At 42.9% G+C, this 15907-nt stretch carries 16 protein-coding genes; 11 read left to right on the top strand and 5 right to left on the bottom strand.

The features are described 5' to 3' along the window. Positions 1-493, bottom strand: a 493-nt coding sequence (locus tag ACTIE0_RS18270) for a Uma2 family endonuclease (RefSeq protein WP_439516950.1), incomplete at its 3' end; no start/stop codon positions are given. A 189-nt stretch (positions 494-682) separates the two neighbouring features. On the opposite strand from ACTIE0_RS18270, the gene ACTIE0_RS18275 reads away from it, so the two are divergent. Continuing rightward, positions 683-2146 (top strand): serine/threonine protein kinase, encoded by a 1464-nt coding sequence (locus tag ACTIE0_RS18275; RefSeq protein ID WP_006669258.1) that lies wholly within the window; start codon positions 683-685, stop codon positions 2144-2146. Between the two features lie 70 nt (positions 2147-2216). Here ACTIE0_RS18275 and msrA read toward each other — a convergent pair whose 3' ends face one another. Further along, positions 2217-2876, bottom strand: coding sequence for a peptide-methionine (S)-S-oxide reductase MsrA (msrA, locus tag ACTIE0_RS18280; protein WP_006626128.1), 660 nt, complete (start codon positions 2874-2876; stop codon positions 2217-2219). 44 nt (positions 2877-2920) lie between these two features. After that, a complete protein-coding gene (rsmI, locus tag ACTIE0_RS18285; RefSeq protein ID WP_006669257.1) occupies positions 2921-3769 on the bottom strand; it encodes a 16S rRNA (cytidine(1402)-2'-O)-methyltransferase in 849 nt (282 codons plus the stop codon). A gap of 167 nt (positions 3770-3936) precedes the next feature. Here rsmI and ACTIE0_RS18290 point away from each other — a divergent pair, with 167 nt between their 5' ends. After that, entirely contained in the window at positions 3937-4491 is a 555-nt protein-coding gene (locus tag ACTIE0_RS18290) for a DUF1269 domain-containing protein (RefSeq protein ID WP_006626126.1), read from the top strand. Between the two features lie 173 nt (positions 4492-4664). Continuing rightward, positions 4665-5510, top strand: a complete 846-nt coding sequence (locus ACTIE0_RS18295) for an SPFH domain-containing protein (RefSeq protein WP_006626125.1) — start codon at positions 4665-4667, stop codon at positions 5508-5510. 19 nt (positions 5511-5529) lie between these two features. Here ACTIE0_RS18295 and ACTIE0_RS18300 read toward each other — a convergent pair whose 3' ends face one another. Then, the gene (locus tag ACTIE0_RS18300) at positions 5530-5952 is read right to left on the bottom strand and encodes a hypothetical protein (protein ID WP_006626124.1); all 423 of its coding nucleotides are present in this window, start codon (positions 5950-5952) and stop codon (positions 5530-5532) included. 129 nt (positions 5953-6081) lie between these two features. On the opposite strand from ACTIE0_RS18300, the gene ACTIE0_RS18305 reads away from it, so the two are divergent. The 4 genes from ACTIE0_RS18305 (at position 6082) to ACTIE0_RS18320 (ending at position 10447) form a co-directional block, all read left to right on the top strand. Continuing rightward, complete coding sequence (locus ACTIE0_RS18305; protein WP_006669256.1) at positions 6082-7908, top strand: S8 family peptidase; 1827 nt, start codon at positions 6082-6084, stop codon at positions 7906-7908. Between the two features lie 99 nt (positions 7909-8007). Further along, the gene (locus ACTIE0_RS18310) at positions 8008-8229 is read left to right on the top strand and encodes a hypothetical protein (protein ID WP_006626122.1); all 222 of its coding nucleotides are present in this window, start codon (positions 8008-8010) and stop codon (positions 8227-8229) included. A 27-nt stretch (positions 8230-8256) separates the two neighbouring features. Then, a complete protein-coding gene (locus ACTIE0_RS18315) occupies positions 8257-9339 on the top strand; it encodes an ABC transporter substrate-binding protein (protein WP_006626121.1) in 1083 nt (360 codons plus the stop codon). Positions 9340-9349: 10 nt separating this feature from the next. Then, complete coding sequence (locus tag ACTIE0_RS18320; protein WP_006669255.1) at positions 9350-10447, top strand: ABC transporter ATP-binding protein; 1098 nt, start codon at positions 9350-9352, stop codon at positions 10445-10447. Here ACTIE0_RS18320 and ACTIE0_RS18325 read toward each other — a convergent pair. After that, a complete protein-coding gene (locus ACTIE0_RS18325) occupies positions 10444-11112 on the bottom strand; it encodes a rhomboid family intramembrane serine protease (RefSeq protein ID WP_006669253.1) in 669 nt (222 codons plus the stop codon). The two genes, ACTIE0_RS18320 and ACTIE0_RS18325, sit on opposite strands and share 4 nt — an antisense overlap. A gap of 209 nt (positions 11113-11321) precedes the next feature. Between ACTIE0_RS18325 and ACTIE0_RS18330 the strand changes: the two genes are divergently transcribed. The 4 genes from ACTIE0_RS18330 (at position 11322) to ACTIE0_RS18345 (ending at position 15481) form a co-directional block, all read left to right on the top strand. Further along, positions 11322-11528, top strand: a complete 207-nt coding sequence (locus ACTIE0_RS18330) for a hypothetical protein (RefSeq protein ID WP_150105334.1) — start codon at positions 11322-11324, stop codon at positions 11526-11528. Between the two features lie 570 nt (positions 11529-12098). Further along, entirely contained in the window at positions 12099-13985 is a 1887-nt protein-coding gene (locus ACTIE0_RS18335; RefSeq protein ID WP_006626116.1) for a DUF6798 domain-containing protein, read from the top strand. 224 nt (positions 13986-14209) lie between these two features. Beyond that, entirely contained in the window at positions 14210-14491 is a 282-nt protein-coding gene (locus ACTIE0_RS18340; RefSeq protein ID WP_006626115.1) for a glycosyltransferase family 39 protein, read from the top strand. Between the two features lie 9 nt (positions 14492-14500). Further along, on the top strand, positions 14501-15481 hold the full coding sequence (locus tag ACTIE0_RS18345; protein WP_046321362.1) for a hypothetical protein: 981 nt from the start codon (positions 14501-14503) through the stop codon (positions 15479-15481). Positions 15482-15907 lie beyond the last annotated feature (426 nt).

Genomic DNA, 15907 nt, shown 5'->3' on the forward strand with positions numbered 1-15907 from the left:
AAACTCCGATTTCTGTGTAGCCAGTTTCGGTGATTTCTAAAACTAGGATGGTTTGAGTTTGGGGGTCAACTATCCAATATTCGGGAATGGATAAATCTTGATATTGTATTCTTTTGGCTACATAGTCTCTGTCTCTTTGTAACTCTCCAGGACTCACGACTTCTATGGCTAATAAAGGTGGTAACATCGACAGGCGAATGGTATTACGTTGGGAGAGTTGCTCAATATGTTCTGGTCTAATAATGGTTAAATCTGGATAACGATTTTTGGGTTCGCCTCTCACTTCTAATTCTAATCCTTGACCTCGGACTCTATCTGTTCCTATCATCAAAGCAAAAACCAAAAACAGACGATTAGCAATTTGTATATTTAAACCTGATTCTGGGGGCATTTCTATGAGTTTTCCGTTAAATAATTCATAGAGTTTTTCGGAAGTATCATGATAAGATAAATATTCGTCAAAACTTTGAAATCTGGGTTTGGCTTGTAGCATGATATGAACTCCTTTGTATTTGTAGTGGTAAGCATGAATGGTTAAGAAGGATTTTACTATAATTTCGCCCTAGGATAATTATAACAGGTCAAATGGTGTAGTTTACTTGATGATACTAGATTTGGGAAGCACAAATATCTACATTTATGGCAGAATAGTTATAGCACCCTGTTTGAAGATTATGTATCAATGTTATCAACTGAGACTATTCTAGCCGATCGCTTTCAACTCCGGGAATCCCTAAACAGTAACCCAGTCCGCCAAACCTGGTTAGGGCGAGATCTCCAAAGGCGCGATCGCGTGGTAATTAAACTATTAGCCATGGGAAATGGTATGCAATGGGATGATGTGAAACTCCTAGAAAGGGAAGCAGAAGTTCTCCAACGACTCGACCATCCTCGTCTAGTGCGTTACCGGGATTATTTCTCGGTTGATGACCAGAATTTATGGTTTGGTTTAGTCACAGAATATTTACCCGGTGTATCCCTGAAGCAAAAACTAGAATCTGGATACACTTTTAGTCGTCCAGAAGTTTTGTGGATCGCGACAGAAGTTTTAGAAATTCTCAGTTATTTACATCAATTTGCGCCGCCAATTTTGCACCGAGACATTAAACCAAGTAACTTAATTTGGGGTGAAGATAACCGCATATATTTAATTGATTTTGGTTCGGTACAGATTCAATTTCCCACCCCTGGCGCGACTTTTACGGTGGTGGGAACTTTAGGTTATACACCCATTGAACAATTTGGCGGTCAGTCAACGACGGCTTCTGACCTTTATGCGTTAGGGATGACGTTAGTACATTTATTAACAGGTTGTCCTCCGGCTGATTTTCCCCAAGAAAGTTTTAGGGTAAAATTTCGCGATCGCATTCCCCCCAAAACAGATATCCGTTTAATCACCTGGTTAGAATGTCTGACAGAACCCCTACCAGAAAACCGTTTTCCTAGTGCTGATGACGCATTATTAGAGTTACAAAAACTCAATTTTCGGGCATTAATTGCACCCGCCACAGAGTCAAATATCAACTTATCCCAAACTGATGATAAATTGACAATTCAAATTCCCTGTCGGTTTTCCCTGCAATTTATTCGCCCTATGCGCCACACAGCTAAATGGTTAGTAGCCACGACTAAGGAAAAGTTAAATAATCTGAATATTCTAGTGAAGTCGGGGGTATTTGTATCGATAATCATCACTTTAATAATCTTGGAAAAGCTACCGATACCCACCGGAAAAATCGCCCTATTTTTATTAGAAGTTATCGCGGCACTGCCATTAATTGGGTTAATTTTAGCTATGCCGGTCAGTCTGATATTTCTAGTAGCTATCCTGACATCTGGGGAAAAATATTTCGAGAGAATTAGCCTAAACTTTGATAGTAGCACCTATGAAATATGCTGGCATTCCTCGGCTTTCACTCGCCGCCAGAGGGGGAAACTTTCTTATATCCAAGAAATTAATCCTTTATGTCTACAGGATAGCGAAGGCAATTTTCACCACAGCTTAGAAATTGTGACTCAAGAACCGTTATTTTTTGTATTTTCTCGCCGTCGCACCTACCGTATCGGACAGCAACTACAGGAAGCAGAAGTTAAGCATATTCAACAGGAAATCAGCCATTGGATAGGCCATCAAAATCATGGATAATTGAGGGAGGCAAATAAATAGTGCGTCCGACTGATGTTTGAGTCGGACGCACCGTAGGAAATTCAGGGGATTAAACGGAAGTTTCGGTCATAGCGGGACATCCCACACCAGTGCCACCTAAACCACAATAACCATTGGGATTTTTGCCTAGGTATTGCTGATGATAGGCTTCAGCATAATAGAATTCCTGGGCGGGAGCAATTTCTGTGGTAATCTCACCGTAACTCGCGGCGGAGAGTGCTTGTTGATAGCGATCGCGAGAAGCCAAAGCTAGGCGTTGTTGTTCGTCTGAATAGGTATAAATAGCGGATCGATATTGAGTTCCGGTATCATTACCCTGGCGCATTCCCTGGGTGGGGTTATGGCTTTCCCAGAAGAGTTTGAGTAAATCAGTATAACTGATAACTTTGGGGTCAAATACCACCAATACCACTTCTGTATGACCAGTCATACCGCTGCAAACCTCTTCATAGGTGGGATTTTTGGTATATCCTCCCGCATAGCCTACAGCGGTGCTAAACACGCCCTGCTGTTGCCAGAATTTCCGTTCAGCGCCCCAAAAGCAGCCCAAACCAAAAACGGCTTGTTCCATGCCTTCGGGAAAAGGGGGTTTAAGGGGGTTCCCATTGATATAGTGGCGATCAGGAACTGACATGACTCGATCGCGTCCAGGAAGGGCTTCTTCTGGCTTAGGGAGAGATTTTTTCTTGCCGAATCCGAATAGTACCATGATATTTTGTGGATTTTGTCTTAACGTTACTTTACATTTTAGTGTTATTGGTCAGCAAGGGTAAGGGCGAGTTGATAAATTTGGCGACGGGACAGTGATAAATTTTCGGCTAACTGGCGACTGGCTTGCGATCGCGACAGTCCCTGCTGTAGTAACTGTTGTAATTGCGCGAGGATATCTTCCTCTGACAGGGTGGGGGTTGTGGGTGTAACTGGTGCGATCGCAATAGTTAATTCTCCTCGGACTTCCCTGTTTTGGTAATATTCCGCCGCCCCCCTCAGGCTACCGCGCCAAAATTCCTCATGGAGTTTGGTTAATTCCCGCGCGATCACCACACCATGATCGTCGCCCAAAATATCGATTAAATCACTCAAAGTCTGTCGCAGTCGGTGGGGAGACTCATATAAAATCATCGTCCGACACTGGGAACGCAAGGCTTCTAGGCGTTTTTGGCGGTCTTTACCTTTGGCGGGTAAAAAGCCTTCAAACACAAAGCGATCGGTTGGTAGTCCCGACCCACTCAGTGCGGTTAAACAGGCGCTAACACCAGGAATGGGAACTACAGGAACACCAGCTTCGATACAGGCTTGTACCAACTCGGTACCGGGGTCAGAAATTCCCGGCATTCCCGCATCAGTTACTATAGCGATCGCACTTCCACCATTAAGGCGATCGATTAATTCAGGAAGCCGACGGCTTTGGTTATGTTGATGGTAGCTAATTTGGGGCGTTTCAATCTGAAAGTGATGTAGTAATTTCCCGGTGTGGCGGGTATCTTCCGCCGCAATGAGATCCACGGATTTTAAAGTCTGCAAAGCCCGAAATGTTATATCATCTAGGTTCCCTATGGGAGTACCAACAATATATAGGGTTCCCATTTGTAGATGTGTCATTGAACGTTATCGTTATTTGGGGAGTCCGTTAGAGATATTTGGCGGGCAGGTCAAACAGGCCCAGATTACCACTTACTCTCCTTGGCTGAAACTATTGTACTGTGATTGTCTCCATTGTGCTAGAGTTGGTCATATTTTAGTTAACTCTTCTACAGGAGCCAAATCACATGACCTCAATCGAAACCCCTACAACTCTAATTGTTGCTGCATATAATGACAAAAATCAAGCCAAGGAAGTTCTGAAAGTCCTTAAAGATATGCAGCGCGCTGGCATTATTTTGATTGTTAATGCGGCGGTCATGGTCAAGAATGAAAAAGGCAAAGTTTCCATTAGTGAAACCGGAGACACTGGCCCGCGTGGGGGTGCAATTATGGGGGGTATCACCGCTGGATTAATTGCTTTATTTAATCCCATTGGTGCTTTAGGCGTAATTGCTATGACTGCTGGCGGTGCGGGTGTTGGGGCTTTAGTTACCCACTTTATTGATTTGGGTTTCCCCCAAGAAGACCTCAAGGATTTATCGGAGTCTTTAACCCCTGGTAGTTCTGCTTTAATTGCTTTGGTAGAACAAACTTGGGTAGAAAAGGTATGTGAGGAATTGGCGAAATTTGAGGGAAAACTTTATCGCCGTGCTATTAAAGAAGATATTGCGGCTCAGTTAACAGAAACAGCTAAAACTGTTGAGGTGGAACCGGAAACCGAGTCGGAGTCAAATCAGTAAATTATCCATCTCACTCACCAGAGACTTGAGAAGTTACCTAAAAGTTAACAGTAAATATGGTAAATGTTAAGTGGATATATTTACTGTTAGCCAAAATTGTGCTATAATCAATGGCAGGGTGTGACTGGATAGGTTAAACTAACTTTAAAATTATCAGATAAATGTGAGGTTCTATGGCTCAGTATATCCTCGCGCTATTGATTTCGTTAGGCATTGGATTTGGGGTAAATTCCTCAATTAGAATTATCAGTGATGGAGACGAAGCATTAGTGGCTCGGTTAGGGAAATATAACCGAACTCTGAAGCCTGGCTTACAGTTTGTGATCCCGGTGATTGAAAAAATAGTACACTATGATACTTTGCGGGAGAGGCTGTTAGATATTCCCAAACAAGAGGCAATTACTAAAGATAATGTTCCCCTAACCATTGATGCTTTAGTGTTTTGGAAAATCCAAGATATGCGAAAATCCTTCTATGACATTCAGGGAGTAGAAGATGCGATCGCTAATTTAGTAACTACCACTTTGCGGGCGGAAGTGGGATTAAGAAATATGGAGGATATGTTTTCCTCTATTAATGAAATTAATACCGCACTGCTGCATAGCCTAGCCGAAAAAACGGTAAATTGGGGAGTGCAAGTAGTACGGGTTGATTTACAAAGCATTGAACCTCCGGCTAAGGTGAAATTAGCCATGGAGGCTCAAAGGGCTGCCGAGAGTCAAAAAAAGGCTGATATCAGTATAGCAGAAGGTAAAGCCGCATCAATTAAAGTCTTAGCAGAAGTGCTGAACCTAGATCCAAACAGTCGAGAATTTTTACAGTTTTTAATTGCTAAACAGTTCGTAGACGCTAATCAACAAATTAGCATGAGTGAGAATGCCAAAGTAATATTTATGGACCCGTCCCAATTAACGGAAGCCCTCACCGGACTAATAGACCAGGATATGTCAAGAGTTGAGTCCCAGGCGGCTATGAGAGCAAAACTATTCTCTAAGGGAAATAGTCAGCCGAAAGAATAGTAATCATGAAGCCGGGAAATTAGGCGTTAATTTTCTGCCAAGTGTCCTGCAAATATTGGCACCACTGGGCGGCGAGGGAAAGTTGCGTAAAGGGAACACGGATCGGGTCAGGTTCATCTTGCAGGATAAATTCTAACTCGACGGATTTTCCTTTTTGGGGGAGTTGATCGAGGCTGACAGATTTATGATCCACCAATAGCCATATTGACTGAACATCCCGGAGAGAAAAAGTTTGTAAGTTAACGGGACCGTGGCGAGTGGGTTTACCCCAGGTCAGTTGGTCGCCACTGTGACCTAAGACCGCATAGATATCATATTTGGCTTGATCAAATTTTTCGGCCCACGGCTTATAGGCTTCTAACTTCTGATATTCATTCCACCCAGACCAGGCGAGTCCAATAAACACAGCCAGCAGGGGAAGCCACAGTAATCCTCGTTCCATAATTTATCTGATTTGAGCGTTTAATACGAATTTAGAATCTTCGAGATACAATAGAGTCACCAATTTGATGATTTGTCTGGTCGGTAACTGACCGTTGGACGAATTAGCCGTTAACTATGGCAAAAACCCATGAAAAGATTTCTACTACTTTGCCTATTCCTGCTTGGGTTGGGCTGGGCGGTGTCTAACTTCACTGGCTTGGCTACCCAAGGCACATTCGATTCGATTGTACTAGATTTTCGGGAAGATTTGACTCAAACGGAAATAGCCGATCGCATTAGAACGATCGCCGATCAGTATCAAGTAGTTCCTCAGTTAAACAGTAAATTCTCAAAGGACGATAACATTTATGTGGTTCGTGGCGATCGCGATCTACTCAGATCCCTAAGAAAATCTTTCCGCCAAGACACAGAAGCGATCGAACCTAACTTTATTTACAGCATTGACACTCAACCCATGAATGTGGGGGCGATTATTTGGGGTGACTCCAACAACTTTCCCAACGACCCCCTCTACGGTAAACAGTGGAATTTACGCAGCATCAATGTAGAGGAAGCCTGGAAAGAAACCCAAGGAGAAGGGGTGACCGTCGCGGTCATTGATACCGGAGTCAGTCGGGTTCCCGATTTAAAAGATACCGAATTTGTCCCCGGTTATGACTTTGTGAATAACCGCCGGGAAGCCTCCGATGATAACGGACATGGAACCCATGTAGCCGGAACTATTGCCCAATCCACCAACAATGGCTATGGGGTGGCAGGTATTGCCCACCGCGCCAAAATCATGCCCTTAAAAGTCCTCTCAGCCGGTGGTGGTGGCACAATTTCCGACATTGCAGAGGCGATTAGATTTGCGGCTGACAATGGCGCTGATGTCATTAACATGAGTCTCGGTGGTGGCGGCGAAACTCAATTGATGAAAGATGCGATCGACTACGCCTATAACAAGGGTGTAGTAATTATTGCAGCCGCTGGTAACTCTGGAGAAAATGCCGCAGCTTATCCCGCCCGTTATCCCAGAGTGGTCGCAGTTTCTGCCCTCGACTCTACCGGAAACAAAACCCCCTACTCTAATTTTGGCGCAGGTGTGGATATTTCTGCCCCCGGCGGCTTGACCCAAGGCGGCAATGAAGATGGAGGCATTCTCCAGGAAACCATTAACCCCGACACAGGCGGCTCAACCTTTGCCGCTTTTCAGGGGACCAGTATGGCTTCCCCCCATGTGGCTGGAGTGGCGGCTTTAATTCGCGCCACCGGGGTTGATAGCCCTGATGAAATTGTAGCCATTCTCAAAGAGTCCTCCCGTCAAGTGGCGGAAGACCCCTTTAATCATTTTGGCGCTGGTCATTTGGACGCTGCTAGTGCTGTACAAGTGGCGCTGCGGGGACAAATTTCCTTCCGTGACTTTTTCCGCTGGCTGCGGGAAAGTGGTTATCTGAGTCCGCGTTTCTGGATTGATGGCGGTGCGGTGGCTTTATTGCCCAAAATTGCCATGGTTTTGGGGTCCTATTTATTGGCTTGGTTCCTCCGCAATTATTTCCCCTTCCGCTGGGGTTGGTCTATGGCTGGCGGTTTGATAGCCGGAAGCAGTGGTCTATTTTTATTGCGGGGTCTGTATATCTTTGATTTGCCTCAATGGCCGATGCGGGTTATGGGTAGTTCTTTACCTGAACTTGGCGGCGCAATTCAGGGTAGCAGTATCTTGAATCCTGTGTTTGCTAGTGTATTGATTCCGGCGGTTTTGGTGGTACTATTCCTCGGTCATCCAGAATGGAAGTGGCTGGCGATCGGTACTACTATTGGCGTGGCTAGTTTTTTGGTGATCAGTGCCTTTATTTCCCCAGCCGTTTGGGGTCTGGGAAGTGGTGCGATCGCCCGTGGTTTCTTGGTGATTAACGCCCTATTATGTATCGGTTTGGCGAGTTTAGCCTTGAAGTCGGAAACGACGATCGCTTAACTATTAGCACCTTGACTTCTATTTCCCCTCTGCTATGTCGGTGGAGGGGAATTATTCGGAATCTATCAAGTTTTTGACATCATTGGAGGGTGACTCAATATGACTATCACTGTTGAAGGTGTTGTGGAAAAAAAAGGTTTTGGGACGGGGACTTGGGCGCTGGTTAGTGCTGAACAAACCTATGAGTTGAAGGATGCACCCCCGGAGTTACAGCAGTCGGGGAAAAAGGCGATCGTTCAGGGGATTATTCGCGAAGATGTGATGACTCTGGCGATGATTGGTCCGGTTTTACAGGTGGAGTCTTTTCAGACGCTATCTTAGGGTTAATTTAGGAGAGATGACTAGAAAATGAAGCGACTGTTAACGTTAATATTACTGTTTGTATTGGGTGTGATTTTGCCTTGGGGTTGTGCGGCTACCAGTCCTGATGGGTCTCTGACTGGGACAGGTTCACAGAATGTTCTCAATATCTATAACTGGTCAAGTTATATTGACCCACAGGCGATCGCTCAATTTGAACGAGAATATAACGTTAAAATTAACTATGATACCTACGATAGTGGGGAAAGTATGTATGCCAAACTACAAGCCGGCAATCCGGGTTATGATGTGGTATTTTCCCCCGATTATATGGTAAAAATTATGGTTAATCAGGGAATGTTACAACCTCTCGATTTGGCGAGGATTCCTAATATTATCCATCTCGACCCACAGTTTGCTAACCCTCCCTATGACCCCGGAAATCAATATAGTATTCCCTATCAGTGGGTGACTTTGGGAATAGGTTATAACATTGATAGAGTCGGGGAAAATATTAACAGTTGGTCTCAATTATTTGACCCTAATTTTGCCTCCAGGGTTTCCCTATTAGATGATATGCGACACACCATGGGAGCGGTATTAATTTATTTGGGTTATGATCCTAATACTACTAATCAAAATGAAATTTTTGCCGCTAGGGATTTCTTAATTCAAAATAGTTCTCATATCACCGCCTTTGTTCCTGATACTGGTCAAAATCTCCTTAATCAAGGTGAGGTTGATATGACTATGGAATACAGCGGCGATATCTTTCAAGTAATGCAAGAAAATCCTAGGTTGCGTTATGCAATTCCTCAAGAAGGCACAATTATTGGTATGGATAATATGGTCATTCCTACAGGCGCACCTAACCCGGATCTGGCTTTGAAATTCATTAATTTTATCATGGAACCGGAAATTAGTGCCCAAATCTCCAATTTTATTAACTATGGTTCCCCTAATAAAACGGCGATCGCTGAAAAGTTGATTAAACCAGAAAATTTGGCAAATCCTGGTATTTATCCCCCCCCCGAAGTTTTTGCGAAACTCAGATATTTGGAAGATGTCGGAGAAGCTACCATCTTTTATGATCAAGCCTGGACAGAGGTTAAGTTGGGTGTAGGGTCTTAATTTAGCTACTATGAATCATGCGGTTGAACTCGTCAATGTTTCTAAGACCTTTCGGGGGAGTAAGCATCGAGATTTTTTAGCAGTCAATGACTTAAATTTACAGATTCGAGATGGGGAGTTTTTCTCCCTCCTCGGACCTTCTGGCTGTGGGAAAACTACCACATTAAGAATGATTGCTGGGTTTGAATTACCTACCACCGGAGAAGTTTATATTCACGGTCAAGCTATGGGTAAGCGACCTCCCTTTCACCGTCCGGTTAATACTGTATTCCAACATTATGCTTTGTTTCCTCATTTGACTGTCGCCCAAAATATCGCCTTTGGACTGGAGATGGAAAATTTACCCTCTGCGGAAATTAGCGATCGCCTCTCTCAGGTGTTGGAGTTAGTCAAATTAACCGAAATGCGCGATCGCTATCCTCGTCAGCTATCCGGGGGACAGCAGCAGCGCGTCGCCTTAGCTAGGTCTCTAGTTAAACAGCCAGAGGTTTTATTATTTGACGAACCTTTAGGCGCTTTAGACATGAAATTGCGGAAACAAATGCAACTGGAACTTAAACAAATGCAGCAACGTATCGGAATTACTTTTATTTATGTTACCCACGACCAAGAAGAAGCCCTAACTATGTCCGATCGCATTGCTATTATGAACCAGGGAGAGATTCAACAGGTCGGAACTCCTATCGAAATTTACGAGTATCCAAAAACTAGATTTGTCGCTGATTTTATTGGGGAGAGTAACTTCCTCACCGGACGGGTTATACAAATTAATAATGAACAGCAAACCGTGTTAGTTGATGAATCTCTACCTATTCAAATTGCCGCCGAACATAGTCTTTCTGTTGGACAAATTGTAACATTAGTAATTAGACCCGAAAAAATTACTCTATATCCAGCCAAGTCTGTTCATATTCCCAGTTGGTCTGGACTCTTGGAAGAAAGGGTTTATATTGGTACTGATACCCGCTACAAAGTTAAACTATCCCCCAACTGTTATGTTATGGTCAGAGTCCAAAATTGGCATCGAGATGACCTCCAAAGATACCAGCCAGGTCAACAGGTTGAAGTGTTTGTATCTCCTGAAAGTATTGGGGTTCTGGAATCTTAGTTATTTGCACCTCCTCTTGAGGAAAATAACCCCAGTATCGGCGCAAGAATTATACCAAAAATAAACCCTCCCGCATGAGCCCAATAAGCTACCCCCCCGACTTCTTCTCCCGTAGCTGTATCTATATTAGCAGTAGAAGTCCCGGCAATAAATTGGAATGCAAACCATAAAATTAGGAAGAAATAAGCCGGAAGCCTCATGGGAATAAACGGGAAAAATGGGAATATTACTAATAATTTTGCCCGGGGAAAGCGAATTAAATAGGCTCCTAAAACTCCGGCGATCGCTCCACTTGCTCCCAACAATGGTATGATAGAATCAGGGGAGGAAAACCCTTGAATCAACGCCGCTGCTATTCCGCATAGTATATAGAAAATCAAAAACTTGAAATGACCTAAACAATCTTCAATATTATTGCCAAAAATACTCAGAAACAACATATTTCCCACAATATGACCAATACCACCGTGCATAAATTGCGAGGTAATTAGAGTCAACCAAGCTGGAAAAGTAAATGTCGCTGCTGGTATATCAGATGGACAACTTTGGGCGAGTTGACAGGGTATAAATGCACCAGTATAGATAATTTTTTCTACTTGTTCAGGCTCGGAAAAAATCACCAGAAATTGTAGTGCAAAAACTATCAGATTGATAATAATTAACACCTTGGTTACCCAAGGGTTAATCTGAGTTGGGTTATCATCATGAATGGGAATCAGGGGAGAGTACCTCTTAATTGATATACATTACATCTGCGATTATACCATTTTTGATATATGACCCGGACTCTATCCCCAGGGGTATAATTAACCCATAATGGACATATCACCACTTAGCCTCCCCTAACCCTTATCTGGTAGGAGTTACAGCTAAGTTGGTATCTGATGCGATCGGCACAATTTCAGTGGGAAAGATGCAAGTTTTCGCTAAAATGCAACCGATCGCATTTTTTTTTGACAATTTGGGGAGCAAAAACTATCCTAGTGTAGTCAATAGACTTGGGATTCTACAATTTGTAGAATGGAATATACTATGGCTGTTGGTCAAAGCGATCGGCGGCTTTTCTCAAGTTAGAGGGTAAAGAGGATTTGAGTAAGTCATGATACTATTATACGAACAGCACTGGAGCATGAAAACCTTGTCTCAAGAGAGCAAGGATGAAAGGCGACACGGGTACTTTAGTGCCCGTCAGCCCAAGACCTGATCAACTCTCGAACAACATCGCTGTTTTACTTGACACGCTTACTAGATAAATGCTACACCGATTGAGCGTGGATAAAGGTAACCAACCACTTAAAAAACCTTGTTGCCTCAAGGCGTACACTGAACCTTGACCATTGAATCTATGCGGTTTGGCTGCATTGTTCTAGCTTCCTCCTGGCAGCAGGTAAAAGATTCACAGGAACTAGACAAATCAGTTTTTGAGGTATATTTGCTTCAATCTAAACAGGATTGGCAGAAATGCAACTACGGTAGGGCATACCGAAAGTAACGCTTGGGGAGAGTCCCACCTCTGGGCTAGACGACGCCAGGAATCTAGTTTAAGTGGTCTCGGTGAGCCAAGAATCCCCGTCTCTTCAGAGCGGGGAGTGTCAAAACTCGGTAATTTCACAGTTGCCCCAAAATTTATATAAGATTTCTCAGGTGTACTATGAACCTCAGCCCTAGACTTCGGGGATGGCAACTAGGGGCGATCGCTTTTTTATTAATAGGCGCAACTCTAGTTTTTTATGGCTATGAACTAGGATCAGCTAATCTCCGTAATCAACTACCAGCCATAGCTTTTCTGGTAGATACTCATCTTTACCCTCGCGATTTTTATGTACAGGAAATGGTGGAATTTAACCCCCGTTTTTTTTATTACCATTTAATAGCTTTCCCGGCTAAGTTAGGATTGAGTATTGCCGGAATTATCTGGGTTTATTATATCATAGCATTTACCAGTTTTATGCTGGCTTTATATGCGATCGGAAAAATTTTCCTATCCGACTCTATATCCCCAAGTATTCTGGTATTTTTAGGCTTAACCGCCGCCAATGGAACTATTGGTTTTACCAATTTATTTCGCCAAGAACCCATCCCCGCCGTCTTAGCTATGGGTTTAGCCATTTGGGGGATTTACTATAGTTTTCGCAGTCGTTGGATTATCGGATATAGCCTATTTGGTTTAGCCATTTTACTGCAATTTTTAATAGGTTTTATTCCTGGAATATTATTTATTCCGATTATGGCTATAAAAAAAATTAATGATAATAAATCCAGTAAATCGATAATCATCGGATTAATAATTTGGCTAATTTTTGCCGCCTGTGTATATGTTCCTATGAAGTTATTATCAGAAACTGACAGCCAGATAATTACCCCGGAAAAATTCATTCATTTATACGCTTATATTCGCCATCCCCATCATCTAATTTATTCCCAGTTTGGTTTAAGGGGTTGGTTAAATTTTATCGGTTTCGTGATTTCTGGGTTAATTATGATGCGGACTTCATCCATATTAAAAGCCGAGCAAAAAACCAATTTACAAATCCTCTTAATTTTCGGTTTAGCATTATTATCTATGGGTTATATTTTTGTAGAAGTGATTCCCGTGGCGACCTTCGCTAAACTACAATTAGCGCGCACCAGTCCTTTTATACAACTACTAGGATTAATAGCGATCGCTCTTTGGGTGAAACAAGCATATCGAACCGGAAATATCCCCCTAGGCTGTTTATTAATTAGCATATCTGTAATTAAAAATAGTGGGATTGTCTTATTAATTGTAGCCATCACCCTAGGAATATCATTAAATTATAGTTCACAACTCAAAAAAACCTGGATAATTGCTGTATTAACAGGATTAATTTTAGGAATATCAATTATGCTATGTTCCTATTTTGGGGTGATCATAGCCCTGATGTATTTAGGTTTTTTAATTAGACAAAATCACCCAGCTATTAAATCTCCATGGATTAACTATAGTTCAGTATTTTTGCTCATCTTAACCCTAGTGTTAAATTATCACTATCACCTATTTTTAGGATTCACCCTAGCTTCCCCAATTATTACCTGTAAAACTAGACTGCCAAAACCACTAAAATTGTCGATATTATCACTATTAATAATTACCGGAATATGGTCGATACCACATCGGCTAAAAATCACCGCCACACCCCACCAACCAGTCGAAATTTTAGCCCAGCGTTTTCAACAGCAAAGTTCCCCAAATGCCCTAGTTTTAGTTCCCCCTTCCGATGACAAATTCCGTTTCTACTCTCAACGTTCGGTCCTCTGGTCTTTTAAAAGTTTTCCGTTTACAGATAGGGGTATAATAGAATGGGAAAAACGGATGCAAAGCATCACAGGAATCGTCCATCAATCACCCAGCGTTTTAGATGAACAATATCGCCAAAAATCAGCATCAGAATTGATAGCAGTAGCCCGAAGTTTTGACGCTGATTATATTCTGACCCGCCGAGACTGGCATCCTCAGCTAGAAGGAAAAATGATAGACCAAGCCGAAAACTGGGTAATTTGGCAAATACCTAGGTAGCGTAATATTGATAATACATAAACTCCGGTTTTAAGATATCATACATTTGATAACTATTTTGCCCAAATATTTATGAGTAATACTTCTGGTGTCATCCCCCCTTAAAAAAAGGCGATCGCATCTCCCCAAAGTGGATAATTGCCACCGTCCTATTTTTTCTAACCATTCTAACTAGACTCCCATTTCATACCCAATTCCCCCAGGGAGACGAGGGGCATTTTGCCATGGCAGTGTTAGAGTTTGATGTTAGCAAAACACAGCCGCAAATGCCAGGAATGTTTATCATTTTTATCTGGATGGCGCGATTTTTTCACCTATTTTTAGATGACCCTACCTTGAGTCTGGTAGCCGTTAATATCGTCGCCTCTGGGGTGACAGTAGCCGCCCTTTATCTATTAGCAAAAAGCTGGTATAATCATCAAGTAGGTTTATCTGTAGCCCTCCTAACTCTCACCAGTCCCCTGTTTTGGTATCACAGTGTAACTGCCTTTTCCCATACCCTATAATTTAGCTGGGTGGTGCTAATTATTGCCGCCGCTTATTTAACCAGTTTCGCAAATAGACCCGCCCTATTTACCCTAACTATATTGATGGGATTAGCCGGAGGTATTCGCCCTAGTACCCCATTTTTTATGTTGCCCCTAGCCCTGACTTCCCTATTTTTAGGATGGCGTTTTGGGTCTCCCAATTCGGGATATAGGTTCAAATTAACCGATGTATTTATAGCTGTAAGTTTGGGATTGGCAGCCGTGGCTGTTGGGTTTATTCCCTTAATTGCAAGTAGCGGCGGCTGGGATAATTATTGGCAATTAGTACAGGAATGGCTCCCCCTACATACAGAACGCAGAGACGCTGATTCTTTGGTGAAAATCTTTGACAATTTAATGGTTTTTATGAAAGAATATTTCCCCCTAATAGGTGTAGCCATTATTCCGATGTTGTGGATTTTGGTATGCGATCGCCAAGCTATTGCACACCTAATTCGGCGCGATCGACGCATTCAAACCCTGTCTTTATCTTGTGTTCCCGGAATGCTTTATTTTCTATTTGTACATCTGCGCCGCAAGTCTCAAACTTTTACAATTATGCCAGGAATTATGATGATGGCAGGTCTAACAATTGTATGGTTAGGAGACCGTTGGGAAAAACAAAAACCCGATTTGTTTATAACTATATCCGCCACTATACCCAAGCCTTTTCAGAAATCTGTCGTCTTCTCAGGTTGGGGGATAGTAACAGCGGCGATCGTCTGTGTAAATGGTTTATTTTTCCTCTTCGGTTCAGCGGGAATGCCTACCGCCCAGGATGTACGGGTGTTTAACCGCGATATAGGCGAGAGGATCGAGTTTGTGCGCGATCGCTTTTCCCCCGAAACCACCGTGGTTTTGACTCGCCATTACTATTATCGCCTGGTAGACCTATATTTATCTGACTACCAACAACAGGGTTTATCTCGCGATTTGGGACCAGAGGCGATCGTTCTCCCCCCCATGTAGAGACCTTGGTTTTGTTGGATAACCGCATTTTCCCAGACCCTACACAAACACCCGGTTTCCAAGCTCTGGAAATGCCTAGCGGAAACCCAATCCGCTATATAACCTGGTCTGAGGACTCCCAGTTACAACTGGGCGACCAGGGCGCTATACTCATCTATAAATCTAATTTCTAATTCACAGAAAAGCCGATAGATCGGCGCGGGTGGGTTGCCCAAATTAACTCAAGGGGCTCTACCCGTCTTTTCGCATCATCACCTTACCCTTGTAGCCTTGTAGGTTCGGTTTTCTTAATATTCCAGCTTACCTCGTATCTTGAGAAAGTAACACGAAACCCCCTCAAAAGAAAACTGCTATACTAGAAAACAGCTTCAGAGATTAGCCCGACTCATCTAGTCGGAGAAAATAACTATGGTTCAACAAGTTTCC

Source organism: Limnospira sp., assembly GCF_051859755.1.
GTDB lineage: Bacteria > Cyanobacteriota > Cyanobacteriia > Cyanobacteriales > Microcoleaceae > Limnospira > Limnospira fusiformis.

Coding starts and splice junctions, on each gene's coding strand:
- ACTIE0_RS18310 (WP_006626122.1), top strand. CDS start 8,008: ATGACTATCACTGTTGAAGGTGTTGTGGAAAAAAAAGGTTTTGGGACG.
- ACTIE0_RS18315 (WP_006626121.1), top strand. CDS start 8,257: ATGAAGCGACTGTTAACGTTAATATTACTGTTTGTATTGGGTGTGATT.
- ACTIE0_RS18305 (WP_006669256.1), top strand. CDS start 6,082: ATGAAAAGATTTCTACTACTTTGCCTATTCCTGCTTGGGTTGGGCTGG.
- ACTIE0_RS18320 (WP_006669255.1), top strand. CDS start 9,350: ATGAATCATGCGGTTGAACTCGTCAATGTTTCTAAGACCTTTCGGGGG.
- ACTIE0_RS18300 (WP_006626124.1), bottom strand. CDS start 5,952: ATGGAACGAGGATTACTGTGGCTTCCCCTGCTGGCTGTGTTTATTGGA.
- ACTIE0_RS18295 (WP_006626125.1), top strand. CDS start 4,665: ATGGCTCAGTATATCCTCGCGCTATTGATTTCGTTAGGCATTGGATTT.
- ACTIE0_RS18275 (WP_006669258.1), top strand. CDS start 683: ATGTTATCAACTGAGACTATTCTAGCCGATCGCTTTCAACTCCGGGAA.
- ACTIE0_RS18335 (WP_006626116.1), top strand. CDS start 12,099: ATGAACCTCAGCCCTAGACTTCGGGGATGGCAACTAGGGGCGATCGCT.
- rsmI (WP_006669257.1), bottom strand. CDS start 3,769: ATGACACATCTACAAATGGGAACCCTATATATTGTTGGTACTCCCATA.
- ACTIE0_RS18290 (WP_006626126.1), top strand. CDS start 3,937: ATGACCTCAATCGAAACCCCTACAACTCTAATTGTTGCTGCATATAAT.
- ACTIE0_RS18340 (WP_006626115.1), top strand. CDS start 14,210: ATGGCAGTGTTAGAGTTTGATGTTAGCAAAACACAGCCGCAAATGCCA.
- msrA (WP_006626128.1), bottom strand. CDS start 2,876: ATGGTACTATTCGGATTCGGCAAGAAAAAATCTCTCCCTAAGCCAGAA.